This is a genomic window from Acidisoma sp. S159 (assembly GCF_009766125.1).
GTDB lineage: Bacteria > Pseudomonadota > Alphaproteobacteria > Acetobacterales > Acetobacteraceae > Acidisoma.
This window is the reverse complement of the sequence record NZ_LMUG01000059.1, coordinates 309,192-333,002: the sequence shown is the minus strand read 5'-3', so window position 1 is coordinate 333,002 and position 23,811 is coordinate 309,192. Positions and strand designations below refer to the sequence as shown.

Sequence of the window (23,811 nt, the reverse complement as noted above, 5' to 3'; positions counted from 1 at the left end):
GTATCGAGAGGCAGCCTTAGAAAGGCTTGACCAGATCGAAGGCGGCACTGCGAAGTATCGACGAATTAAATATCGTGGAAGTGAGGAATCAAATAAGCGCATACTAAGCGCATATTCTGCTATCAGCTGCTTTCGCCGGCCCTCCACGCGAGATTTCCTTCAAATATTCTCTTCTCTACTAATCTTCTCACCCACATTATTTATTACTTCTGCAGCCATGATGATGATGGCGCCGCATCGCCCTGGTTGTCAATTTACAATCATGCGGTCAGTCAAACCATCAGAGTAGTTGATCTATAGGTTGCGCGCGGCTGTTTGCCGTCCAGCGTCCTGTCCGGCCGCTTTCGCACGCCCATTGTGGCGCGGAATCCTCGTCGCCGCTTTCTCTTCAGGCAAAGCCGCCGGTGACGACGGCCGAGCCCAGACCTACCGCCGCGACAACGCCGGGCGCCGCAACGCGCGCAGCGACCGATGCTAGAGCATCGGCCATTCCTGCTGCGGCGTCGGGGTGGATCTTAGTGAGCCGCCTCAGGTAATTCGCGACGACCGCAGGATCACCAAGGGGTACATCATGCCTTACCCCCGCCGCCCTAAGCCTTTCCAAATTGCTTGGATCTCGCTCCATTTCCTTCGGGAACAAAGCGATGATGGTGCCCTTGGCCACAGCGCGTGGCTGTGGCGCGTGGGCCGATTCATCGTCAAGAAGGCAGGCAACGAGCGCCGCACAAGGATCGTGTCCGAATAATTGTCCCAGATGCGTGGTGCCGATCGGCCGTGGATTCATCTCGATCAGGCGAGCGCCGCCTTCGGCATCCACCATGAAATCGAAACTCACAAAGCCCGAACATCCAAGCTTTGCCACGATCAGCCGCGCCGCCTCTTCCATCTCGGCATTGTCGACATTGCGAACCATCGTGCTCGCGCCGGTCGGTTCCGGGTGAATCTTCTCGGCCACGAAGCTCACCCCGTCCAACACACGCCCCTGCCAAGTGGAGACGCTGCGCATAGCCGGCACTCCGGGAACCATGGCCTGAAGCACCGGCGGCATGCGCGCGATCCTCGTCATGCCGGCGAGGTTCCAGATCGATTGGCGCACCGCCCCGCGGATGCGATTGCGCAGGCTGCGACGGCCTACCAGTGATAGGAACGCTGTCCGTAGTTCCTCTGGATCAGCGACGATCTCTACGCCGGAGCCGCCGCTCGTGTGCTCAGCCTTCAAGACGACTGGATAGCCCCAGTCCTCGGCGGCAAGCAACGCCGCCTCGACATCGGGAACGATCGCTGTCCGGGGCTGGCGGATGTCGAGTTCCGTGGCGACTTGCATCAACCCTGCCCGGCTGCACACAGCGGCATAGCCTTCTGGCGCACCGAATGATGTCTTGAGCAGCGTCTTCAAACGGCCCGTAATCACCTGACTTCCGGCCAGCATTCGAAGCAGCTTGGCGGCGATATCATCCAGCGGAACTATGAGGTCGGCCTCAAACGCCCGCACGGCGGTTTCAAGATGCACGCGCGTGAAAATAGCACCAAGCCAGAGACCACGATGCCGCGGCAGCGCGAACCAGCGTGTTACGGATCGCGTTTGAGTGCAGTAGAAGTCGGGCGGGCTCATCAGCGCGCAAACGGCGCCCTGGCCGTCCAACCCGGCGACCACGCGCTCGAGTCCAATATTGTCGACCAAAGCGACAAACAGGATGCGTGGCGACTTGCTTTGAGGAATGGTCATGGGCTCAACCTATTTCCGGCGAGTCGATCGCTACCAAATCCGGCTCATGAAGCAGGCCGGCCAGGGACCGCAATTCGATCGTGACGCGCATGAAGAGACCTTATTTTCCACACGTCCCGGCCTGCTCAGACCTCTTGGACGAAGTTTCTAGTTGCCTAAAAAATTAGCAGGCGATGCAGTAGGTGGCACGCGCCCCACTGCTGCGCAAATCCTCTTTAATGGGTAATTTAGTCAAAATGAGGGGCTTGGTCGCGCGGCAGGAGCGATGCCGCACTTGATGATGACTAGCCCCCTTATTGCGCAATCCTGCTACTTCGAACCGGCGCCTCCACCAGCACCGCTCGCCCCTCCTGCTCCCGCGCCACCGGAGCCCGCGCCTCCCTGTGCAGCGTTTCCAGCACCCGTCCCGCCGGAATTCGAGGCCGGCCCATTGCTCCCGAGCCCAGTGGTTTGGGAGGCGCCTGATCCGGTTGGACTAGCGTCGGGCGAAGACGCGCCGAACATCCCACATCCAGCCAGCGCCAAAGGTAAAGCCACTGCCGCGAGGCCCAGAAAACGCACTGCTTTTGTCGCCATAATCGAGCCCCCGAGGAATGTTCCGAGAGGAAGCATTGTGATGCGCCGCTCTACTTACGAGGGATGCTCGTGGTTTGTTGACAACATGGGAGATTAAGGATGTGGGGCCAGCGGCCCCAAGAAAATGGCCTATGGATCGATGAAGACAGGGCGGGCACCTTCCATCAAAAGTATTCCGGCTTCCGTAAGGCTTCGCCGGAGTTCGGCTTCGTCGAGACGCAGGTAACGGACCAGTAATTGAAGGTAGATCCCAACAAAGCGCTCTCCATGCCCATCTGAATTTCCATCTTGAGTCGTGCTCATGGCATGGGCGAGTTCGTGCAACAAACACCACGACGGCGACTGCGGGCGCAGCCGAAGCGTGAGGCGGTCCGCATCGGCAATCCGGGTGCGCGCCTGTGCCGGCAAGGCTTCTACCCTCGGAGGATACCGTAGCCCCATCTCAGCCCAGATGGCGTCAACCATCCCCTGGGCCGCGAGAAATGCAACCAAGCTGGGATCACGCGGCGCGACCTGACGAGCCTCCCAAGCATAGACTCTTCCTCGCTGGAGATCGCGTTTTGGCACTACTGAACCAAGATCCGACCACGACCCTCGATCGGCCGTCTTAAGTTGACCCGCTCACCCGCTAGCCGCCCGGCCCGAAAAGCGGAGTTCCGCCGCTGAACCAAGCCGGGAAGCGCCTGCAACCGGATTTTGCGGGCACGGAAGGCGGTCTCCACTGTCTGGTGGCGAACGAGGATGAGCGCCGTGCCGGTCGAACTCTGTGCGGAAACCGACGCCTCGCGCTCGGCATGCAACGCCTCGAGCCTTTCGGCGATCCGCGCCGCCATGCCGTGCTGGAAACTCGCCGTGGCTCGGCGAAGCGCGGTGCCGGCAAAGCTCGTCGCGGTGGCCCGAAAATCCGAGAGTTCACTCCTGATGGCGCGATCGATCACCGCGAAGAGATAGGCTGCCAGGCTGGTATCCGTATCGAAGCCAAAGAAGACGTAGCGGGCCTGCCGCTCCACTCGAGTGATCCAGACCTTGCAGTCACAGAAGCGGGCGATGGCCGGTACACAGGCATCGATTGGCCGCCGCCTTTGGCCGCCGAACGGTACCTCTAACTGGATGCAGGGCTCCTGCCGGACGTCCACCTCCTGCATCGTCAGAGCATAGCGTTCGAGCAGGCGGCCAACCATTTCGGCGGCAGTCATCGCTTCCGCCTCGGTGCAGCCTCGGTCGATGGTCCGCTCGGTGAGCGCCTTGATCCGGGCTTTGACCCGGGCAAGTTCGTCATTCTGACTCAATGGGCTTCCTCGTGAAATGACCGACTCGGCCGATGGCCTCGCCGTTCGAGTTTAACCGAGGCTGCCGCAAAATATGCAGCTCTGCGAGCAAGCCATCGCAAAGCGGTGCTAAGGTAGAGCAACACAATCAACGGCTTATTGTTGTATTCCAATACATCGGCGTCATTATGCACGCTAAAGATGTATCGATTAAAGCCTACGAACAAGTTTTTTTGAACACTAGTCCAAATGGATTAACGGCAGAACCTCGTCCTAAGCTAGGATAGTCGATCATATCTGAACAAGGGAATGGTGCCCTGGTCGGCCTGCCATCATTGTCTCTCGCTGTCGGGCGGTTGAGTGATGCCCTGATCGACGGGTCCGACATCCCATTCCAGCCGGTCTGTGACGCGGTGGGCGCTTCCTATTCGCTGCTTTTTTCGGAACAGCAGATCGATGGTCGCGTTGATGACACTGTCGTACAAGGGGTCGATCCCGCTTACGCACAGAGGCTGAAAAATGCCTCGGCTGAGCGCCTGCTTCCTATTTGGCTTCGCGACCTCGATACGGGAACGGTAGTCGACCGAGCCGCATTGCAGCGAGACCACGATTTCGCGCGGTCGCCTTTCTTCGACTACGTTGTACGCCCCGAAGGGCGTTTCCACTGCCTTATTTCGACGCCGTTCGTCAGCGATACCCAGCGCTACCATTTGATCGTAGGCCGCCCTTTCCATCGAGAGGATTTTGCTCCGAGCGACGTTCGGGTGCTGCGGACGCTCCTTCCCTATATTGGCCGGGCAATCGCGCTCGAACACGAGGCGGCTGCCGCGAAAAGCGACGCGACCAGTCTACGTCTGGCCTTCGATCACCTCGCCTCGAACGTTTTGATCGTCGCTCAAGACGGCCGCCTAAGATTCGCGAATATCGGCGCCACCCGGTTGCTACAGGTACGGGACGGATTGGGCTTGGCTGGAGACATCATCACAGCGTCCAGTCCCGCGGCAAACTCCATGCTGCAACAATCGATCCAGCGCGTTTTGACCGCCGAAGGCGGAGCTGAAACCTCATTGCATCTGCCGCGTCCGTCGGGTTGTCCGCCGTTGCAGGTGAGAATCCTGCGACTGGAGATGCAGACGGAGCCGGTGCCGGGGAGCGGATTACTCGCGGGCCGCGTCATGATCGTCGTCCAGGAACACGAGCTCGATGACCAGGTGGACGGTTGGTCGATCGGAAAAATCTACGGGCTTTCGCCCAAAGAGCTCGAGGTTTCTGTGCTCCTCGCGCGTGGCCAAACACTTCGCACGGCATCCAGCACACTAGGTATCAGCTATAACACCGCCCGGTGTCATCTGCGCCGCGCGCTGGACAAGACGTCCAATCATCGACAAAGCGATTTGATCCGAATGGTTTTGAACGCGTCGCCTCGTTTGCGGAGGTAGCGCGGCTTGCGTCGCCGCAAGAGATTCTAGTTCCCAGGTAACGGGACAGCTATTGGTGCCAATGCAATGACGGGTTCGCACCCTTCCGAGGTGGCGGTCGAAAGCGCGATGACGGCCGGGTCCATTCTGTTCCAGGATTGCATTCGCGCGTCCCGTCTGGGCTTAGTGCCGCAGGCAAGGGCGCTAGCCTTGCAAGTAATTGGCACGTACGGCGAATCCGACGCCACCCTCCGGCTGAACGCAAAACTCCGCCTCATTCGGATCGAGTTCCAGGATGGCCGCCACGATGCCGCCCGCGACGCGGCGACGGGCGCGATCGAGGACGCGGCAAGACTTGGCGACCTCGCGAAGGAGTCTCTCGGCCGGTCCTACTACGCGCATCTCCTGGCCGAGGAAATTGAGACCGCCGCCGCCGCCGATCAGGCATTGGCGGCGCTGCGACTGGCGCGCGCAACCGGCGACCCACTTGCTCTGTCCACCGCATTGATCGTGCCGGCCATCATATGCTCCCGCCTCGGCCTTTATGACGCCGCAGTGGAATTGGCTGAACAGGCGGTGGTGCAGGCCCGGCTTTCCGGCGATGTTGAGGCAATCGCGCAGTGTATCTCCAATTTCGGCTCGCTGCACGCCGACTATCTTTACCGTTTCGCAGTGGTTTCTCCCGAAGAGCGGTACAGCTATTTGCAGACGGCGATCGAGCACAGCCGAATTGCGGCGGTTTTGGCGCGTGACCATGCGGATGGAGAGATGCAACGTCTCCCGGGTTACAACCTTGTCGAATTTCTGCTGCTCGCCGGCGACCGGTTAGCCGCCGAGGAAGCAATGCGGGACACCGACGCCGCAGCGGGAGAGCCATCGAAGCGTAGTCTTGTGCAACGCGGTCATGTTCATGCCTTGCTGCTTCTTGAACAGGGCGACCGAGCACACGCCATTGCGGCGCTTCAAGAAAGCATAGAGCGCTGCATCGCCTATCCCTCTCTGGAACTCGCGGTCTTCTCCTGCCACCGTCTGTCGCAGGTGCTGGAAGAAGAGGGCGACTTCCAGGCCGCCTATTCCGCACACGCCCGCTTTCACGAGCTCTTTTGCCGGCACACCAACGAAGATGCGAGCCGTCACATGCAATATTCGATCTTGCATGACAAGATCGAGGAAATGCGATCTCTCGTCGCGGAGGAAGAAGGACGCTCCAGCCGGCTCGAAGCGCAAAACATGAAGCTTGTCGAGGAGACTGAGCGTTTTGCACGTGAAACGCTGGAGGATGCCTTGACGGGTGTGGGAAATCGGCGCCGTCTGGATGCGGTGCTCGCGGAACTTTCTGAGAGCCGGCCCCGCTATGCAATAGCGATTGCTGACGTTGATCACTTCAAACTGGTCAACGACCGCTATTCTCATGTCACCGGAGATCTTGTGCTGCAGACAATCGCCTGGCTCATGCGTGGCATCGTCATGGACCCGGAGGAAGAAGGAAATCTTGTTGCGCGGATGGGCGGCGAGGAATTCGCGATCGTGCTTCTAAAGCGCTCCGCCGTGTATGGACGAGAGATTTGCGAGAAAATTCGGAGCGCGGTCCAAACCTATGACTGGGAGGGGCTAGCTCCCGGCCTTTCAGTCACAATCAGCCTGGGCCTCACCTTTTCGCAGGAAGGCAAAGATGCCGCCGAATGCCTCTCGATTTCAGACAAGAGGTTGTATGATGGTAAACGCGCGGGGCGTAATCGCGTCGTCTCCAGCGACAGGCAGCGCTATATGCGCGCACTAGCGGACTCTCAGGCTATCTGCGACCGGGTGATGTTCCCATATGCGAGAATGTGTCACACATCCGCCTCCGGGCTGCGCGGCAACCCGCGTTCCGGAATGCGGGTTCGACGGAAACCACTGTAGGACCGCTGGTCTAACCGCTGCTGTGGCTAAGAAACCACCATAGATGCTCCCTCGAATTCGCTCTCAGGGATCACATCGACTCCAACTTTCAAAGTCTGCTTACCCGGCGCCAAGATAATGCCGTCGATGGGCGCTACGTCCGAGTAGTCCCGTCCGATCGCCAGAACGATGTGATCGTTCTTGACGACAATGGCGTTGGTAGGATCGAATGCAATCCAGCCATTCTCTTCGCCACACCATACCGACACCCAGGCATGGGTCGCGTCCGCTCCCTCGAGCCGCACGCCGCCCGGCGGAGGCAAAGTGCGCAAATAGCCACTGACGTACGCGGCCGGCAGACCAAGCCCTCGAAGGCCCGAGATCATGATATGGGCAAAATCCTGGCAAACCCCACGCCGAACGCGAAAGGCCTCCGCCGCCGGCGTGGAAACATCCGTGGCCTCAGAATCATAGACGAAGTCGGAATGTATGCGGCTCATCAAATCCGTGGTTGCCTCGACAATCGCTCTACCTTGTCGAAAACTTGCCCGCGAATAGTCTGTAATGGCCGGAACCAACGGTGTTCGCGCCGTGGGATAGAGATACCCGGATGGACCATCGGGCTCGAGGGAAACCGTCGCGAGGCTGCGCGTCCTCACCGCGTCCCAAGACTCGCTGAAACCCGGCGTCTCGGCAGGCGCGTGAACATCCACACGAGACTTCGCTTCGATGATCAATGAGCGATGAGGTTCGTCGACCACAATCGACACCGTCCGCTCGCCAAATGGTCCGATACGCTCAAACCGATCGGACGGAGTGGGAGAAACAGTGATTGAGGTTTGCAAAACGGTCTGGGTGGAGGAGGATCGCGGCGTCAACCGCAGAACGCAACGCGCGTACTTTACCGAAGTGGCATAGCTATATGTCGTCCTGTGTCGAAGTTTGTAAATCACGCCAGGCCAGCGAGCTTGATCGTCGGAACGGCGTTGGCACCCTGCAGAAAATACCGCGCTGCAACCGCGTCCGAAAGACGCATCAATGCAAGTTCAAGCTTTCGCATTTTCGCGGCATTGAGATCCGCCGCGCTCTGAGTTTTCACTTCGCTGGACAAGGTGAGCAGAATATTGGCGGGCTCTTCCATCATTCCATCCTCAAGCAGAGATGGCAGAGACGAGAGATGCTCCGCCAACGTCACGATCTGGAAAGCCAGCGAACGCGTATTGAAGGGGTCGAGCATCACCATATCAAGCACCGGCGTCAGCGATAAACCCACGAGGTAGCGCGCCCGATAGGTGATCTGGCTGTCAGCCAGATCAAGAAGCAGGTCGAGGTCATCCGTTGTCGCCGCCTCATGCGACAGCGCTCGCGTGAACCGGCAAGTGTTGATGCCGCGCTCGAGTCTGCGTCCCATATCGAGGAACCGCCAACCCGCACTGCGATTCATGTTCTCCTGTGCCAGACCGGAGAGAGCAGCGAGGCTCTGTAGCGCGCTTTCGACCTGTTGCAGCGCGTCCGCTTCTGACAGCAGGTGACGCGCGGGATCGACCAGACCGCTTTCCAGGTTGAGCAGCAACGTCCAGAAGTCGGGTGAAAGTCGTTCCCGCATGCTCGCTGCCGTGCGACGGGCGGCGCGCACCAGATAGATGACCGAGCCGAACGCCTTCAGGTCGTGCAAGGCATCGCGGGCCGCGTCCAATGCCCTGCGGCCAGCCGCATCTTCATCCAAAGCGCCCCAGGCGATCAGCAACTCCTCGAGCCGAACCAAAGTCTCGCCGGCGCCGTGGATTGCCGCCTCCGAATCCATCAAGCTCGTGCAGAGGCTGCGCACAAGGCGCAGGGTCGCCTCCGCGCGTTCCAGGTAGCGCCCTAGCCAAAACAGATTGTCAGCGGCGCGGCTGGGCAACTGGCCCATGATCCGTCTGACCTTCACGTCGTCCTTGTTGGCGAGCAGCGTCACGCGCTCGACCGGCTTTTCAGTGATGACCCAGACATCAGCAGTACGCGCGCCGGCGCCCATCGAAATAGCGCGCACATCCGGAAAATCCGAAGTGCGACAAAACCCTCCGGGCATGACGCAATATCCGTCCGGCGTTGCCGCCACGAAGACCCGCAGCACGAAGGGCGCGGGCTCTAGTCTGCCGTCTCGAAGAACCGGCGTCGTCGACAGTCGCACGACTTCCTGGCCGACAAAATCGCAGGGGCGGTCGTCGAGACGAGAGAAGAGTTCCTTTCTCTCCTCCGCCGATAGATCCCCGACCAGCCTTGGCTTTGTCAGAAACTCGTCAGGCTGTTGCACGTTGAAGGCGGGACCTATCGCCAAGTCCGGGTCTCTTTCTACCCTTGCCCGCTCAGAGGGCTGTCCACACCACCAGGTCGCCACATTCGGCATCTTGAGTTCTTCGCCCAGCAGCCGGCGGCAAAGCTTCGGGAGGAACCCCAGCAGAGCTTTGGATTCCAGAACGCCAGAGCCCGGCATATTCAGCACGGCCACACCGCCCACGCGGATCGCCTCAAGCAGCCCCGGCACGCCAAGACGAGACGCGCTGTTCAGTTCCAGCGGATCAACGAAATCGGCATCCACACGCCGCAGAATAACGTCCACTCGCTTGAGGCCCGCGATGGTCCGAACATAAGCGCGGCCATCGCGAACAACCAAGTCGTCGCCTTCGACGAGCAGAAAACCCAGGTAGCGCGCGAGATGCGCTTGCTCGAAATAGGTCTCGCTATAGGGCCCTGGCGTCAGGAGACAAATACGCGGATCTTTGCGTTCCGCAGCCTGCGCCAAGCCTTTGCGCAATGCGGCGAAGAATGGGGCGAGACGCTCGACATTCATCGCGTTGTAGAGGTTGGGATAAGCGCGAGAGAGAACCAAGCGGTTCTCCAACTCGTACCCCGCACCGGACGGCGCCTGCGTCCGATCTCCGAGCACCCACCACCGTCCGTCCGGGCCTCGACCGAGATCAGCGGCATAAAGCTGAAGATAACGGCCGCCGGGTGGCGCGACACCGCGCATGGCACGAATGAAATCCGGGCTGCCGGTCAGCGCGGCGGCTGGAATAGCACCATCCGCTACGAGCCTGCCGTCGCCGTAAATGTCTCGCAGCAGCTCTTCCATGAGCCGCGCCCGCTGCTCCACCCCCGCCGCAATCTGCGCCCATTCGCGATGGCCGATGATCAGAGGAACCGGGCTGAGCGGCCAGCTACGCTCATTCTCCTCGCCATAAACGCGATGCGAGACGCCGGTGTCGCGGATATGCCGCGTCGCCAGGCTAAAGCGACTCTTGAGCTCGTCCGGCGTGTATTCTGCGAGATCGCCGAGGAAGTTCAGCCAGTATTCGCGCGGCCGCCCGGTGGGGTCGAAGAGTTCGTCGGGTATTCCCTGTATGGGCCGATAGCCACGCAGCCACTCGGACAGCCGAATCGCAGCCGCCGCGTCGAGGTCTCCTCGCCGTTTTGTGGCACCCGGGATTTCAGCCGCCAACATGGGTCCTCAGATCAAGTGTCATCGGGAATTCCCCCGTGATCTCTTCGTACGGAGGCGTAATGATGCCGGGCGTATGCCCATGCTCCTCGAACCGCGCCTTGCGACGCGACTGCGCTTCATAGGCATTGACGGGGAAGGTGTCGTAGCTGCGGCCTCCTGGATGGACCACGTGATAGACGCAGCCACCCAAGGAACGGCTATTCCCAAGATCCACGATATCGAAGGTCAAAGGCGCATTGACCTTTAAAGTCGGATGAAGCCCGCTCGGCAGTTTCCAAGCCTTGTAGCGAACGCCGGCCACGACCTCCATGGAAACGCCGGTCGATGTCATGGGCAGCGCTCTGCCGTTGCAGGTGATCAAATGCCGCTCCGCATTGAATCCCTTCGCCATCACCTGCAGCCGCTCGACCGAAGAGTCGACGAAACGCACGGTGCCCGATCCGGAGCTTTCCTCCCCCATGACATGCCAAGGCTCCAGCGCATGCCGGAGTTCCAATGTAACGCCTCCATATTGGACAGCACCGTGCACGGGGAATCGAAACGCGCGTTGAGCTTCATACCAATGCGGATCGAAATCGTAGCCGGCGGCTTTGAGATCAGCCATCACGCCCAGAAAATCGTTCCAGACGAAATGCGGCAGCATGAAGCGGTCGTGCAAAGCCGTGCCCCAACGCGCCAACCGGCCTGTTTGCGGCTCCCGCCAGAACCACGCGATCAGCGCGCGGATGAGAAGCTGCTGAGCCAGATTCATGCGCGCGTCAGGCGGCATCTCGAAGCCACGGAATTCGAGCAGGCCGAGCCGCCCGGCCGGGCCGTCGGGCGAGTAAAGCTTGTCGATGCAGATTTCCGTGCGGTGGGTATTGCCACCGACATCGATCAGCAGATTGCGCAGCAGGCGGTCGACCAACCAAGGAGTCGGTGGCTCTGCCTCACTCGGCGCCGGGATCGCGGCCAGCGCTATATCCAGCTCATAGAGCGCATCGTGCCGCGCTTCGTCCACGCGCGGCGACTGACTGGTCGGCCCGACGAAGAGCCCCGAGAAGAGGTACGACAGCGAAGGATGGCGCTGCCAATACAGCAGCATGCTTTTCAGCACATCGGGCCGCCGGAGAAACGGCGAGTTGTCTGGGGACGAGCCACCGACAACGACATGGGCGCCGCCGCCGGTGCCGACATGACGACCGTCCACCATGAACTTGTCGGCGCCGAGCCGGCAGCTCCTCGCATCCTCATAAACGCCGGTCACGATATTGACCGCTTCCCGCCAGTCACTGGCCGGCTGGATATTCACCTCGATAACGCCCGGATCAGGCGTAACCTTCAGGACGATCAGCCTTGGATCGCCCGGCGGCGTATAGCCCTCAATCCGGACCGGCCTGCCCTCGGCGGCGACTTCGAGATGCGCCACGAGTTCGAGATAGTCCTCAAGCCGTGAGATCGGCGGCATGAAGATATGCAGCAGCCCGTTCCGAGGCTCGATCGAGATCGCTGTCCGCACCGGCGGCGGCTTGGCCTGGTGTTCCTTCGAGGCGGACGACGCGGGTGACGGCGCCTCATAGATTGCATCCAGGCTCGGCAACGGGCCGCGATTCTCGTAGGGGTCCAAGGGCACGACATGCGGATAGTCTTCAGGCTTCAGCACTGGAAGGCCGTCGAGGGGTAGACGTAATCCGACCGGAGAGTCGCCCGAGACGAGGTAGAGCTGCCCGCGCCTGAATTGCCACGCCTCACTCAGCCAGCCCTGACCCTCAGCCTCGGTGAAGGCGCGGCGAAGCGGCAGGACGTAGCCTACCGGCTTCGACAAGCCGCCCTCCATCACACGACGGAGGCTTGCGCGAGATGTTGCATCATCGATGTTCGGGTCGCTCAGCTCGACATTCGGCGGCAGATCGCTCTCAGCCTTGATCGCGTTGAGCGGATCCTCCCGCGCCGGAAGCGCTAACCTCGCATCAACGCCGAGGCGGTTCGCGAGCCGCTGGATGAGCGCCAATGCGTCGGCGACTGTCGCGGCTGGCGCATCATCTGCCTCAGGCGTGGTCCCTCGCCAGACCGGCTGGCCGTCGCGGCGCCAGAAAAGCCCCAGCGCCCAGCGCGGAAGGGGCTCGCCCGGGTACCATTTGCCCTGGCCGTAATGCAGCATGCCGCCTTTGCCGAACCGATCCTCAAGCCGCCGGATCAGCCTTTCGCCGATGACGGGTTTGGTCGGCCCCGAGGCATCCGTGTTCCATTCGGCCGCCTCGCGGTCGTCGATCGAGACGAAGGTCGGCTCGCTGCCCATGGTGAGGCGGACGTCATGGGCCAGGAGGTCGGCCTCTACCCGGTCCCCAAGCTGATCGAGCGCATTCCAGTCCGCGACCTCGAAGGGCCGTGTAATGCGGATCGGTTCAACCAGCCGCGAGACGGTCATCTCAAATTCGAAATCGGTCTTAGCCACGCTCGCCACGCCGCTTATGGCGCCAGCGGACCGGTAGTGCGGCGAGGCCGCCAGAGGCAGGTGTCCTTCACCGCAGAGCAGGCCGGAGGTCGCGTCAAAGCCGATCCATCCCGCGCCGGGCACATAGACTTCGGCCCAGGCATGCAGGTCGGTGAAGTCCGTCTGGGTCCCGAGGGGGCCTTCGATCGGGTCGATATCGGCCTTGAGCTGGATCAGATAACCCGAGACAAAGCGCGCGGCGAAGCCAAGGCGGCGCAGCATCTGGACCAGCAGCCAGGCGCTATCCCGGCACGAGCCTGAGCCCTGAGACAGGGTCTCGTCAGGGGTCTGAACCCCCGGCTCCATACGGACGACGTAGCTGACGCGCCGCGAAAGGCGCTCATTGAGCGCGACAAGAAAATCGACCGTTTTCTGCCCTTCAACGGGCAGATCGCCGACAGCGGCATCGAGCAGCGGGCCGTCCTCGTCGACATCCATATAGGCGGCCAGGTCCCGGCGAAGATCGTCGGGATAGCTGAACGGCAACATCTCGGCATACGGCTCGATGAAGAAATCGAAGGGGTTGATCACCACCATCTCGGCGGTGAGATCGACCGTGACGCTGAACTCCCGCGTACGCTCGGGAAAGACTAGCCGCGCCAGCCAGTTGCCGTGGGGATCCTGCTGCCAGTTGATAAAATGGTTCGCGGGGGTGATCGTCAGCGAATAACTGAGGATCCGCGTGCGGCAGTGTGGCGCGGGCCGGAGACGCACTGTTTGCGGCCCCAGTTCCACGGGCTGGTCGTACCGGTACCTAGTGGCATGATGGAGAGCAGCGACAACCGACAGGGCGATATCCTCGTTCCGAATGGGGCTGGGGTTCCAGGGCCGTCCACTCCTAGCGACCGAACGCCTGGGGTCGCAAGGGGAAAGGGTCAACGGTGTGGCGATCCCCGTCCAGCCGTCACTATCCCTCGCGCCTGGCCAGAGGCGTGAAGTTTCCCTGTCAATTTGACCCTTGCTGCGTGCAAAGCGGCCTCAACCGGAGATTGTATCGCTAGACGGACGCCGCACCGTTGTATCGAGGCTCGATGACGGCGGTCGAGTCACTTCTAGTCTGATTGCCGCGCGTGTAGCCTAGTCGCCAAGAACACATCGAGGGGACGAACGGCGCCATGGAACTCGGACTTAAGGGCAAAGTTGCGGTCATCACAGGCGGCAGCGTCGGCATCGGTCTTGCAATCGCCGAAGGCTTCGCGGCCGAGGGCGTGAATCTCGTACTCGCCGCGCGAGATGAAGCGAGGCTCGATCGGGTCGCGGAGACGATCCGCGAGACCCATGGCGTCCGCGTGGTGCCGGTCGCCTGCGATGTTTCGCTGGCCGAAGCCGCCACCCAGATCGTGGGTGCCGCGGAAGCAGAGTTTGGCGGCGCCGATATCCTCATCAACAACGCGGGCACCGGCAGCAACGAGACGATCATGGAGGCTCCCGACTCGAAATGGGACTTCTACTGGAATCTGCATGTAATGGCGGCGGTCAGGCTGGCGCGCGGGTTAGTGCCCGGAATGAAACGGCGCGGCGGTGGCGTTATCCTGCACAACGCATCGATCTGCGCGAGCCAGCCGCTCGGCTACGAGCCGATCTATAACGTCACCAAGGCGGCACTCGTCATGTTCTCGAAAAACCTCGCCAATGAAGTCGTCCGCGACAACATTCGCGTCAACACCGTCAACCCCGGCCTCGTCCTGACGCCTGATTGGATCAAGACGGCGAAGGAATTGACGGCGGATTCCGGCGGGGACTGGGAGGCGCATCTGCAATCGGTCGCCGACGAATACGCGCCGATCAGACGCTTCGCCTCAGCGGCTGAGATCGCCAACCTCTTCGTGTTTCTGTGCTCCGATCGCGCAAGCTATTGCGTGGGCTCGACCTTTTTCGCCGATGGCGGCATGCTGCGGACGATTTGACCTCCTGCACCGCGAGTATTCATCCCATGACGATCATCGCCGAATTGCAGGCGCTTTTAGGCGAAGCTCATGTTCTGGAACCGTCCGCGGGGCTGGAGCGTTACACGAGGGACTGGTCGCGCGAAATAGTCGGCCAGCCGCTCGCGGTCGTGCGGCCGGCTGACACCGCCGAGGTCGCGGCGGTTCTGCGGCTTTGTCATGAACGAGGCGTGCCAGTGGTCGCGCAGGGGGGCAATACCGGCCTCGTTCACGGCGCGATCCCTTCCTCGGATGGCCGCGAACTTGTCGTCAGCCTGGAGCGGATGAACCGTGTCCGTGCGATCGATCGGGTCAACTTCAGCCTGGTGGCCGAAGCCGGCTGTATCTTGCAAAGCGTGAACGATGCGGCGGAGGCGGAGGATCGCTTCTTCCCGCTGTCGCTTGGCGCGCGTGGAAGCTGCCAGATCGGCGGCACGATCTCGACCAATGCGGGAGGGATCAATGTTCTCCGCTGGGGCATGATGCGGGAACTCGTTCTGGGTCTGGAAGTCGTGCTGCCGGATGGCCGCATCTGGAACGGCCTGCGTCAACTGCGCAAAGACAATACGGGCTACGACCTCAAACAACTTTTCATTGGCGCGGAGGGCACGCTTGGCATCGTCACCGCCGCAGCGCTGAAGCTTTTTCCTCGGCCGACGCAGATTGAAACCTGTCTGCTCGCGGTCCCTTCCGCCGAAGCCGCGATGACTCTTTTCGCCGCCGCACGGCGCGACCTGTCCGATCTTCTGAGCGCCTTCGAGCTTCTTCTGCGTCCCTGCATCGATATCGTGCTGCGCCAACAACCGGCGATACACGAGCCGCTCGCAACGCAAGCGCCGGCCTATGTTCTTCTGGAAGCCTCCGCCAGCGGCTTCGTCGAGTTACGCCCGCTTCTGGAGCGCTTTCTCGAACAATCGATGAGCGCGGGTCTGGTCCTGGATGGCGTCGTCGCTGAATCGAAAGCCCAGTCCGCCGCGCTCTGGCGTATCCGCGAGGATCTGGTGGAAGCACAATACCAGGAAGCGCCGCGTCATCTGCGCACCGATATTTCCGTGCCGCTCTCCGCCCTGCCCGCCTTCATCGCGGCGGCCGACAAGGCATTGGGAGAAGCGATGCCGGGTGTGCAGTCGCTCGCTTACGGCCATGTCGGAGATGGCAATGTGCACTACAACGTCATGCCGGCGCCTGGCACGCCGGAAGGCGAAGTCGCTGATCTCATGAAGCAGTGCGAGACGCTTCTCTATGCCCTAGCAAGGAAGTTTGAAGGCTCGATCAGCGCCGAGCATGGGATTGGACGATCCAAACGAACGGCGTTTCTCGATCAGCTACCAGCAATTGATCTGATGCTGATGCGAATGATCAAGGCCGGCTTGGACCCCGACGATCTCATGGCGAAGTCGCGGCTACTATAGTTCGCGAAAGAGACGAGCGAGCTGCTCACGACGCGGGCAGTCTCTCCTTGGTCTTCCGATCAAGGGCGCCGTCAAAATACTTCGCGAGCGCGTCGCGAAAGACAATTTCGTCCGGCACCGCGAGCCAGAACAAAGTCATCGACGAATGGAACTTCAGATCGTCAGGCGAGCCCAGAATTTCGAGGATAGAGCGGCCCTCGACCCTGTTGACCAATCCGGTGCAATCGACCAGGCGCTTTCCCAGAACCGGATGGTCAGCATAGGCGCGGGCTTCATCGAGCGAAGCAAGCGCATAGCGCTGAGCCATCGCGCTGTGACCCAGGCCGGTCAACTGGGGAAATACAAACCACATCCAGTGGCTGCGTTTACGACCGTCCTCCAATTCCTGGCGCACTTGCGTCAGTACGGGCTCTTGCGCCCGGAGGAAACGATCGAGATCGAACGGGTCTGACATATCCCCTCCAGTCCGCAGCGAAGGCTACCCAATCTGCCCTGGTGTCAGCGATCGGTGCGCGGCCATATTGCCGAGACGTCTTGCGCACACGGCCGATCAACGACGATGCTACTCGCCGCATGGAAGCCCAAGAAGCCGCGTGACAGTCACTTTCTCGGTGGCTACCGTTTCTGCTGATGTCAGATCAAGTGTGGAGGTTTCCGTGAGTGCCGCTTCCGGTCATTCCGCCCCATTGGGGCTTCTTGCCGTCTTCCTTCTGGCCGGAGTCGCGATGGGCCTGACCGCATGCAATACCGTCCATGGCGCGGGTGAGGATTTGTCGATCGCAGGCAAGGCTACTGGCACCGCCGTCGCCAACGCCGGTCACGCGATCAGCAATACGGCGCAGAATATCCAGTAAGGCCTGGAGCCCGCCCGTGCGCTATTGGGCCAACCCCGTATTGGATCGTCCGAGCTGAAGCCCCTGAGCCTCCAGCCTCAAGCCATCGCCTGCGCCCCATCCGACGCTGCCGCTACCGCCCGCATCGGAGCCTTCGAGCTGAGCTTCCGCCCGCGCAGCCGCGGAACCGGGAGGGGCGCCGCCATGTGTCCGGCTAGCGTCCAAATTCTGCTGTTGCGGAAGTGCCAGGCCGCCTTCCCCGCCAACATAGAACCCGCTGACAGGCTGTGCCTGCGACGCGACCGGAATCGCGAGACCAACAATCGCGAAAACGGCACACAGGTGACGTATCATTTGCCTCACCACAGGCTGAAGTCATCCGACCCCGAAACCCGCAAGCCCCGGCGGCGCCACGACGCCTTCCAGATTGCGCGGGTCGGCTTCCGGCGCGCCCATCACGGTCCGGATCGGAACCAGTCCAGCCCAGACCGGGAAGGTGTAGTCCTCATCATCGTCAATCGTATGCCCGTCGCGTAGCTTAATCGAGAACTCCTCGATCGGCATGGAGACGACCGTTGTTGCCTTAAGCTCCTGGGAGCGCATCGGCCGCAGTTGGTCCCAATGCCCCGCCACCAAAATCTCCATCAGTGCCTGTAGAGCCTCAGTCTTCTCCGCAGGCTCCGCCACGACGCGCGCAGTACCCAAAAGCATCGCGGAGCGGTAATTCACGGTGAAGTTGAATGCCGAGCGGGCCAAAACAAGACCGTCGAACAGAGACACGGTCAGGCATACTGGCTGACCCTCCACCGCTTCCAGCATCCGGCTCGCTGCGGAGCCGTGCCAATAAATATGGTCGCCGATTCGCCATTGCAGCGTCGGCGTCACATAGGGCCGACCGTCGAATACATACCCTACATGGCACATCGGCATCGCGGCAAGAATCGCGTCCAATGTGTCGCGATCGTAGCGCGCCAATTCGTTGACGCGTTTCACCCGAACGCGCTGTGTCGCCGGCCGATCCATCGTATTTCGCTCCGATCCGTTCCCGCCAAAGGACGGGCTCGCCCGGATCCCGTCAATGCCTCAACAAACCGCGCGCGGCATCGCCGTTGACCGCTCCACGGGGAGACAAGCTCCACGCCCGCGCGTTAAGCTTACGTCAATGAGCACCGATCCCGCCGACCTCTCCGCCACCGCCCTTACCGCCGCCTATCGCGCCCGCAGCCTCTCTCCTGTCGAGGCGGCAGAGGCGATCCTCGCCAGAATAGCCGCCTGGGACGACAGGATCTGCGCGACCTGGGCGCTCGACGCCGATGCCGCGCGCTCTGCCGCCAAGGCCTCCGAGTCCCGCTATGGCAAGGGCGCCCCGGCTGGTCCGCTCGATGGCGTGCCGGTGACGATCAAGGAGAATATCGCGACCCGCGGCGTGCCGCTGCCCGCCGGCACGGCCGCGAAGGAGCTCACCCCCGCCGAGGCCGACGCACCACCGGCGGCGCGGCTGCGAGAGGGTGGTGCCGTCATCCTCGGCAAGACGACGATGCCTGACTTCGGCATGCTGTCCTCCGGCCTCTCCAGCTTCCACCGCCTGACGCGCAATCCCTGGGATCTCGCCCTCAACCCTGGCGGATCCAGCGCGGGTGCCGCTGCCTCTGCCGCCGTCGGCTACGGGCCGATCCATATCGGCACGGATATCGGCGGCTCGATCCGGCTTCCGGCCGCTGCCTGTGGCGTCGTCGGACTCAAGCCGAGCTTCGGGCGGATTCCGATCGACCCGCCTTTCCCCGGTCGCGTCGCCGGCCCGATCACCCGCACCGTGGCAGATGCGGCCTTGGCCATGTCGGTGCTCTCGGCAGCCGATATGCGCGACTACATGAGCCTTCCTCCCGCGGCGATCGACTGGGACTTAGCCCCGCTCGACCTTCAGGGTTTGCGCATTGGGTTCTGCGCCGACACCGGCCTCGGCGGTACGGCCGCGCCCGAGCTCATGGCGGCGGCCGAGGCGGCGGCAAAGCTATTCGAAGCGGCCGGCGCCATCGTGGAACCGGTAGCGCCTTATCTTCGACGCGAGATGGTGGAGGGTCTCGACCGCTTCTGGCGCACCCGCTTCCGCGCCGATCTCGCAGAGATGGCGCCCGAGCGGCGTGCGATGATCCTGCCATATATCCTCGCCTGGATCGATGGCGGTGGCGAGATCAGCGGGAACGAGGTGTTCCGTGGCTTCTCCCAGATCGGGGCAATGGCCAAGGCGACGGTTGCCGCCACCGCCGCCTTCGATTTCGTCCTTTCGCCAGTCTGGACCGCGTCCCCTTTCCCTGCGGACTGGGCGAGCCCCCTCAACGATCCCGCAAGGCCCTTCGATCACATCGCCTATTGCGTGGCCTACAATATGTCGGAGCAGCCCGCGCTCTCGATCAACTGCGGCTACACCAGCGGCGGCGCCCCGATCGGACTGCAGATCGCCGGCCGCCGCTTCGACGATGCCGGTGTGCTGAGATTGGCCGCCGCCTATGAGGCCATGCGCCCGGCATCGCGGGCTTGGCCACGCCTCGACGGCGCCCTCCCCACGTAACATTGCGAGACGTCCTGCCATCGCTTCGACACTTGGCAGTTACTCTGCCGCCATTTCACTAGCCGGAAATGGCTTCAAGCCCAAGTGTCGGGCGCAAGATCGGAGATGATGATGATAACTGGTTTCAGACGCCTTCTGCTGGGCGTCGGCGCCGCGCTCCTCGCAGCGCCAGCGGCCTTCGCTCAAATGCCGCCACCTCCAGGCTATGGGCGACCGCCGCCGCCGCCCGGTTACCACAGGCCGCCGCCGCCTCCGCCTCCCTACTATTACCATCACCACCATCACCACTATTACCACCGGTATCCGCCCCCGCCTCCGCCGGGTTACGGTCGCCCACCGCCGCCTCCGCCACCGCGCGGCTACTGACCTAAAGACAAGGGGGCGGAGCGCTTGCTTCGCCCCTGACGTGCTGGACGAAAGCGGGCGCCTCGGGCAGAGAAGAGCACCGCCCGAAGGGTTGAATGCGGCGGGAGGGAGAGCGCCGCTTGCCGGATGACGCCACGCTGACGACGCCGATCATCCGGCTCACCGACCTGCGCAAGAGCTATGCGGGCGCCCCGGCCATCACCGGCCTCGACCTCGACATCGCATCCGGCGAGTTCTTCACCTTCCTTGGCCCTTCCGGGTCCGGCAAAACCACTACGCTGCGAATGATCGCGGGCTTTGAGCAGCCGGATGCGGGCCGTATCGAGCTGGACGGCAAGGATCTTGCGGGCTCCCCACCCTATGCCCGAGCGGTAAACACCGTCTTCCAGGACTACGCCCTCTTCCCCCATCTGACCCTGCGCGAGAACGTCGCCTACGGGCTACGCGCACGCCGCGTCCCAAATGCCGAGGCCCTGGCGCGCGCCGACGAAGCGCTCGCCACCGTGCGGCTGGAGGGTTTCGGCGATCGCCGGCCTGGCCAGCTTTCGGGTGGCCAGAGGCAGCGCGTGGCGCTTGCCCGCGCCGTCGTCAACCGTCCTCGCGTCTTGCTGCTCGACGAGCCGCTCGGCGCGCTCGACCTCAAGCTGCGTCACCAGATGCAGGTTGAACTCAAGCAACTGCAGCAGCAGACCGGCATCACCTTCGTCTATGTCACGCATGACCAGGATGAAGCGCTGACGATGAGCGACCGCATCGCGGTGTTCAATCGCGGCGGTATCGAGCAGGTCGCCACACCGTGGGAGCTTTATGAGCGGCCGCACACGGAATTTGTCGCGGGCTTCGTGGGCGTCACGAATATACTGCGTGAAGACGGCACCCTATTTGCCCTTCGGCCGGAAAAGATTCGGCTGTCCTCAACCGGCGCCGCGGCCGAAGGCGAGCGCTCGATTGCGGCAAAGGTAACTGCTGCCAGTTATCTCGGCATGTCGACACGCTATCTGCTGACAACGGCAACCGGCGAGGCGCTGACAGTGGTCGAGCAGAATGCCGGCTTCGGCGACGGTGCGCCGCGTTGGGCGCCCGGAGTCGCTGTACACGCCAATTGGGCGCCCCGCTCGGCATGGCCTCTCGCCAGCGCTCCGATCATCGAAACACCAGGGAGAACCGCATCATGAGCACGTCCATCAGGCGTTTCGCACGCGCCGCCGCACTTGCGGCGGGGCTCGCGATACCCGCGACTCAGGCGGCGACGGCCGCGGCACCGCTCCAGGCAATCGGCAAAGGCGAAGGCACGCTCAACATCGTCGCTTGGGAAGGCTATGCGCAAGATGATTGGGTGAAGCCTTTCACCGCCGCGACCGGCTGCGTCGTCCATCGCAAATATGCCGGCTCGTCGGACGAGATGGTGGCGCTCATGCGGTCGGGCGGCGGCAACCAATATGACCTCGTTTCGGCCTCAGGCGATGCGACGCTGCGGCTGATCTATGGGCATAATGTGCAGCCGATCAATCTGGCGCTGATCCCCGCCTGGCAACACCTGATTCCCGCTTTGCAAGCGCCCGACTTCAATACGATCAAGGACGTGCATTACGGCGTGTCCTATGAATGGGGGCCGAATGTCCTGATCTACAACACGCAAAAGGTGACGCCGGCGCCAACTTCCTGGTCCGTGCTTTACGATCCGGCCAACAAGGGCCTGGTTTCGGTTCCCGACAATCCCATCCAGATCGCCGATGCGGCACTTTATCTCTCGAAGACGAAGCCCGATCTCGGCATTACCGATCCCTATGAACTCAATCAGTCGCAAATGGATGCTGTTGTGGCGTTGCTTAAGACTCAGCGTCCTCTGGTGCGGAAATATTGGGCGCTGGCGTCCGACCAGATCGACCTCATGAAGAACGGCGACAGCACGATGGGCGCCTCCTGGCCCTACATGACCAACACGTTGCAGGCGGCCAAGGTGCCGGTGGCGGATACGCTGCCGAAGGAGGGCGTCACCGGCTGGGCCGATACCTGGATGGTGTCGTCGAACGCGCCCCATCCCAACTGCGCCTATGAGTGGATCAACTGGGTGACGACACCGGCGGTTCAGGCACAACAGGCGATCTACTTCGGCGAGACGCCGGCCAACACGCTCGCCTGCCCGGAGATGGACAAGCAGCAAGCCGGCTCCTGCGCACAGTATCACGCGAATGCCCCGGCGAGCTATTTCGACCAGATAAAATTCTGGAAAACGCCTCTACGGAACTGCGGCAATGGCAAATCGGACTGCCTGAACTACGGCGAGTGGCAACGCGCCTGGCAGCAGATCAAGGGCTAAACATGCGCGGCCTGTCTCCCCTCCCTGCAAGGGAGGGGCTGGGGGTGGCGCATGTCGCATTCACACGGTCGCATAGGTCCAGAATTTACTTCAAGCCCAGAACAGGATCGCCTCGCGTTTACTCGCCGCTAGGCTAGTCGCCCTACCTGAGAGGGAGTCCACTGGAGTTAGCCCGATGACCGCAATCACCGACCTGCCACCCGTCCTTCGAGAGCGCTTGATGGAACTCGTGAAATCGCCCGAATGGCCCAATAGAACCATTGTTATCAGGCCGATACGGGATCCGCTGGAACTCCACGTTCCTCATAACATCATCGAAGATGCAGAGGCAGCGGTCGCTCAGGCGGGAAAGGACATCGGCAGAGCAATTCCGCCCGAATTGAAGCCCGGAAGAAGCGCTAATTTGTTCGAGGCTGGCGAAAGATTGCCCAGCATGAAACTCATGGCCAGGCACGATGGTAGCCTGGAATTTTGGCAACCATCCTCACTAATGCGACCGGGCGGGCGGGCGACGGTGACAATCACTAGAGATGGTCAGGTGCTTTACTACGGTAAGCGGCCGCCGCTCGTTCTGCTGGATAAGCAGTATTGTGAGTACTACAACACCGTGCACAAATGCCTAAGGTTGCTGACAGAAGGGAACGTCGAAATGGTTCCCGTCCGCGGAAGGGGTGCGTCGCCGAAGCCATGACGACCCTCGCAGCCACCCTCTGGCGTCACCCACGCCTCCGCATCGCGAGCTTGCTCGCGCTGCCCGCGATCTGGTTCGTCGCCTTCTACCTGCTCGCATTGGCGGCGATGTTCGTCTCCTCGCTGCATACTGTGGACGACCTCTCCGGCCAGATCCTGCCCGGCTGGACGCTCGCCAACTTCCGCATTCTGGCGAGCGACTGGACCTACGGCCGTATCGCGCTCCGCACCGTCGGCATCGCGCTTGCCGTCACGATCACCGACGGGCTTCTCGCCTGGCCCTTCGCCTATGTCATGGCGCGGCATGCGAGCCCGCGCTTGCGAGCAATGCTCATGGCGCTGGTGATGCTGCCGCTGTGGTCGAGCTACCTCGCCCGCGTCTATGCCTGGCGCCTCATCCTCGCCCATGACGGCGTGCTCAACTGGGCACTGCATGGCCTAGGTTTGCCGACAGCCTCGATCGGCTATTCCAACTGGGCGATGTGGATCGTCTTCACCTACCTCTGGCTGCCCTTCATGATCCTCCCGCTTTTTGCCGCGCTGGAGCGCATTCCCACGACGCTGTTGGAAGCGTCGAGCGATCTCGGCGCGGCGGGTGGCCGCACGTTCCGGCGGGTCATTGTGCCGCTGGCGCTGCCGGGGCTGGCGGCGGGCGCGATCTTTACCTTCTCGCTCACGCTCGGCGACTACGTGACGCCGCTGCTGGTCGGCGGGCCGAGTTCGGACTTCATCGGCAACGTGGTCTACTCGAATGTCGGCGTCTCCAACAACGTGCCCTTCGCCGCCGCCTTCGCGGTACTGCCGCTGTTGGTGATGGCCGGCTACCTTCTCATCGCGCGCCGCCTCGGCGCCTTCGACGCGTTGTGAGGA

20 protein-coding genes are annotated in these 23,811 nt (G+C 62.1%); 10 read left to right on the top strand and 10 right to left on the bottom strand.

Annotation, left to right across the window (positions count from 1 at the left end; genetic code table 11):
- Positions 1–388 precede the first annotated feature (388 nt).
- The 3 genes from GSQ92_RS18340 to GSQ92_RS18330 form a co-directional block, all read right to left on the bottom strand.
- Positions 389–1,726, bottom strand: a complete 1,338-nt coding sequence (locus GSQ92_RS18340; RefSeq protein WP_158803677.1) for an ATP-grasp domain-containing protein — start codon at positions 1,724–1,726, stop codon at positions 389–391.
- A 705-nt stretch (positions 1,727–2,431) separates the two neighbouring features.
- On the bottom strand, positions 2,432–2,767 hold the full coding sequence (locus GSQ92_RS18335; protein WP_254065703.1) for a hypothetical protein: 336 nt from the start codon (positions 2,765–2,767) through the stop codon (positions 2,432–2,434).
- A gap of 101 nt (positions 2,768–2,868) precedes the next feature.
- Positions 2,869–3,591, bottom strand: coding sequence for a DUF2786 domain-containing protein (locus tag GSQ92_RS18330; RefSeq protein WP_158803675.1), 723 nt, complete (start codon positions 3,589–3,591; stop codon positions 2,869–2,871).
- 392 nt (positions 3,592–3,983) lie between these two features.
- Between GSQ92_RS18330 and GSQ92_RS18325 the strand changes: the two genes are divergently transcribed.
- Positions 3,984–5,009 carry a helix-turn-helix transcriptional regulator gene (locus GSQ92_RS18325; protein ID WP_159013823.1) on the top strand — a complete coding sequence of 342 codons (1,026 nt, stop codon included), beginning with the start codon at positions 3,984–3,986 and terminating at the stop codon, positions 5,007–5,009.
- Between the two features lie 183 nt (positions 5,010–5,192).
- Here the strand turns inward: GSQ92_RS18325 and GSQ92_RS18320 are convergent, their stop codons facing one another.
- Positions 5,193–5,390 carry a hypothetical protein gene (locus GSQ92_RS18320; protein WP_159013822.1) on the bottom strand — a complete coding sequence of 66 codons (198 nt, stop codon included), beginning with the start codon at positions 5,388–5,390 and terminating at the stop codon, positions 5,193–5,195.
- 45 nt (positions 5,391–5,435) lie between these two features.
- Here GSQ92_RS18320 and GSQ92_RS18315 point away from each other — a divergent pair, with 45 nt between their 5' ends.
- Positions 5,436–6,890: a diguanylate cyclase gene (locus tag GSQ92_RS18315; RefSeq protein WP_159013821.1), complete on the top strand. Its 1,455-nt coding sequence runs from the start codon at positions 5,436–5,438 to the stop codon at positions 6,888–6,890.
- Between the two features lie 26 nt (positions 6,891–6,916).
- On the opposite strand, the gene GSQ92_RS18310 is transcribed toward GSQ92_RS18315, so the two are convergent.
- From GSQ92_RS18310 to GSQ92_RS18300, 3 genes are read right to left on the bottom strand one after another with little or no spacing between them, the layout of a single operon-like run.
- The gene (locus tag GSQ92_RS18310; RefSeq protein WP_158803672.1) at positions 6,917–7,822 is read right to left on the bottom strand and encodes a transglutaminase family protein; all 906 of its coding nucleotides are present in this window, start codon (positions 7,820–7,822) and stop codon (positions 6,917–6,919) included.
- Positions 7,819–10,350: a circularly permuted type 2 ATP-grasp protein gene (locus GSQ92_RS18305; protein WP_216856870.1), complete on the bottom strand. Its 2,532-nt coding sequence runs from the start codon at positions 10,348–10,350 to the stop codon at positions 7,819–7,821. Before GSQ92_RS18305 ends, GSQ92_RS18310 begins: the two co-directional genes overlap by 4 nt.
- Positions 10,340–13,615, bottom strand: coding sequence for a DUF2126 domain-containing protein (locus GSQ92_RS18300; RefSeq protein WP_158803736.1), 3,276 nt, complete (start codon positions 13,613–13,615; stop codon positions 10,340–10,342). The genes GSQ92_RS18305 and GSQ92_RS18300 overlap by 11 nt, the downstream gene beginning before the upstream one ends.
- Before the next feature lie 326 nt (positions 13,616–13,941).
- Here GSQ92_RS18300 and GSQ92_RS18295 point away from each other — a divergent pair, with 326 nt between their 5' ends.
- Together GSQ92_RS18295 and GSQ92_RS18290 are read left to right on the top strand one after the other, a co-directional pair.
- Positions 13,942–14,733: an SDR family NAD(P)-dependent oxidoreductase gene (locus GSQ92_RS18295; protein WP_158803670.1), complete on the top strand. Its 792-nt coding sequence runs from the start codon at positions 13,942–13,944 to the stop codon at positions 14,731–14,733.
- Positions 14,734–14,759: 26 nt separating this feature from the next.
- Positions 14,760–16,163, top strand: coding sequence for an FAD-binding oxidoreductase (locus GSQ92_RS18290; RefSeq protein ID WP_158803669.1), 1,404 nt, complete (start codon positions 14,760–14,762; stop codon positions 16,161–16,163).
- Positions 16,164–16,188: 25 nt separating this feature from the next.
- Here the strand turns inward: GSQ92_RS18290 and GSQ92_RS18285 are convergent, their stop codons facing one another.
- Positions 16,189–16,617 (bottom strand): DUF1810 domain-containing protein, encoded by a 429-nt coding sequence (locus GSQ92_RS18285; protein WP_158803668.1) that lies wholly within the window; start codon positions 16,615–16,617, stop codon positions 16,189–16,191.
- A gap of 202 nt (positions 16,618–16,819) precedes the next feature.
- Here GSQ92_RS18285 and GSQ92_RS18280 point away from each other — a divergent pair, with 202 nt between their 5' ends.
- Entirely contained in the window at positions 16,820–17,017 is a 198-nt protein-coding gene (locus GSQ92_RS18280; protein WP_158803667.1) for a hypothetical protein, read from the top strand.
- A gap of 21 nt (positions 17,018–17,038) precedes the next feature.
- On the opposite strand, the gene GSQ92_RS18275 is transcribed toward GSQ92_RS18280, so the two are convergent.
- Both GSQ92_RS18275 and GSQ92_RS18270 read right to left on the bottom strand, forming a co-directional pair.
- Positions 17,039–17,350 (bottom strand): hypothetical protein, encoded by a 312-nt coding sequence (locus GSQ92_RS18275; protein ID WP_158803666.1) that lies wholly within the window; start codon positions 17,348–17,350, stop codon positions 17,039–17,041.
- 21 nt (positions 17,351–17,371) lie between these two features.
- On the bottom strand, positions 17,372–18,019 hold the full coding sequence (locus GSQ92_RS18270; protein WP_158803665.1) for a pyridoxamine 5'-phosphate oxidase family protein: 648 nt from the start codon (positions 18,017–18,019) through the stop codon (positions 17,372–17,374).
- A 139-nt stretch (positions 18,020–18,158) separates the two neighbouring features.
- Here GSQ92_RS18270 and GSQ92_RS18265 point away from each other — a divergent pair, with 139 nt between their 5' ends.
- The 5 genes from GSQ92_RS18265 to GSQ92_RS18240 all read left to right on the top strand — a co-directional run bounded on the left by GSQ92_RS18265 (position 18,159) and on the right by GSQ92_RS18240 (position 23,808).
- Positions 18,159–19,565, top strand: a complete 1,407-nt coding sequence (locus tag GSQ92_RS18265) for an amidase (protein ID WP_159013820.1) — start codon at positions 18,159–18,161, stop codon at positions 19,563–19,565.
- A 485-nt stretch (positions 19,566–20,050) separates the two neighbouring features.
- Positions 20,051–21,106: an ABC transporter ATP-binding protein gene (locus GSQ92_RS18255; RefSeq protein ID WP_254065702.1), complete on the top strand. Its 1,056-nt coding sequence runs from the start codon at positions 20,051–20,053 to the stop codon at positions 21,104–21,106.
- Positions 21,103–22,251 carry an ABC transporter substrate-binding protein gene (locus GSQ92_RS18250; RefSeq protein ID WP_159013818.1) on the top strand — a complete coding sequence of 383 codons (1,149 nt, stop codon included), beginning with the start codon at positions 21,103–21,105 and terminating at the stop codon, positions 22,249–22,251. The genes GSQ92_RS18255 and GSQ92_RS18250 overlap by 4 nt, the downstream gene beginning before the upstream one ends.
- A 175-nt stretch (positions 22,252–22,426) precedes the next feature.
- Positions 22,427–22,942 (top strand): hypothetical protein, encoded by a 516-nt coding sequence (locus GSQ92_RS18245; RefSeq protein WP_158803660.1) that lies wholly within the window; start codon positions 22,427–22,429, stop codon positions 22,940–22,942.
- Positions 22,939–23,808 carry an ABC transporter permease gene (locus GSQ92_RS18240; RefSeq protein WP_158803659.1) on the top strand — a complete coding sequence of 290 codons (870 nt, stop codon included), beginning with the start codon at positions 22,939–22,941 and terminating at the stop codon, positions 23,806–23,808. The genes GSQ92_RS18245 and GSQ92_RS18240 overlap by 4 nt, the downstream gene beginning before the upstream one ends.
- The last annotated feature ends 3 nt before the right edge of the window (positions 23,809–23,811 follow it).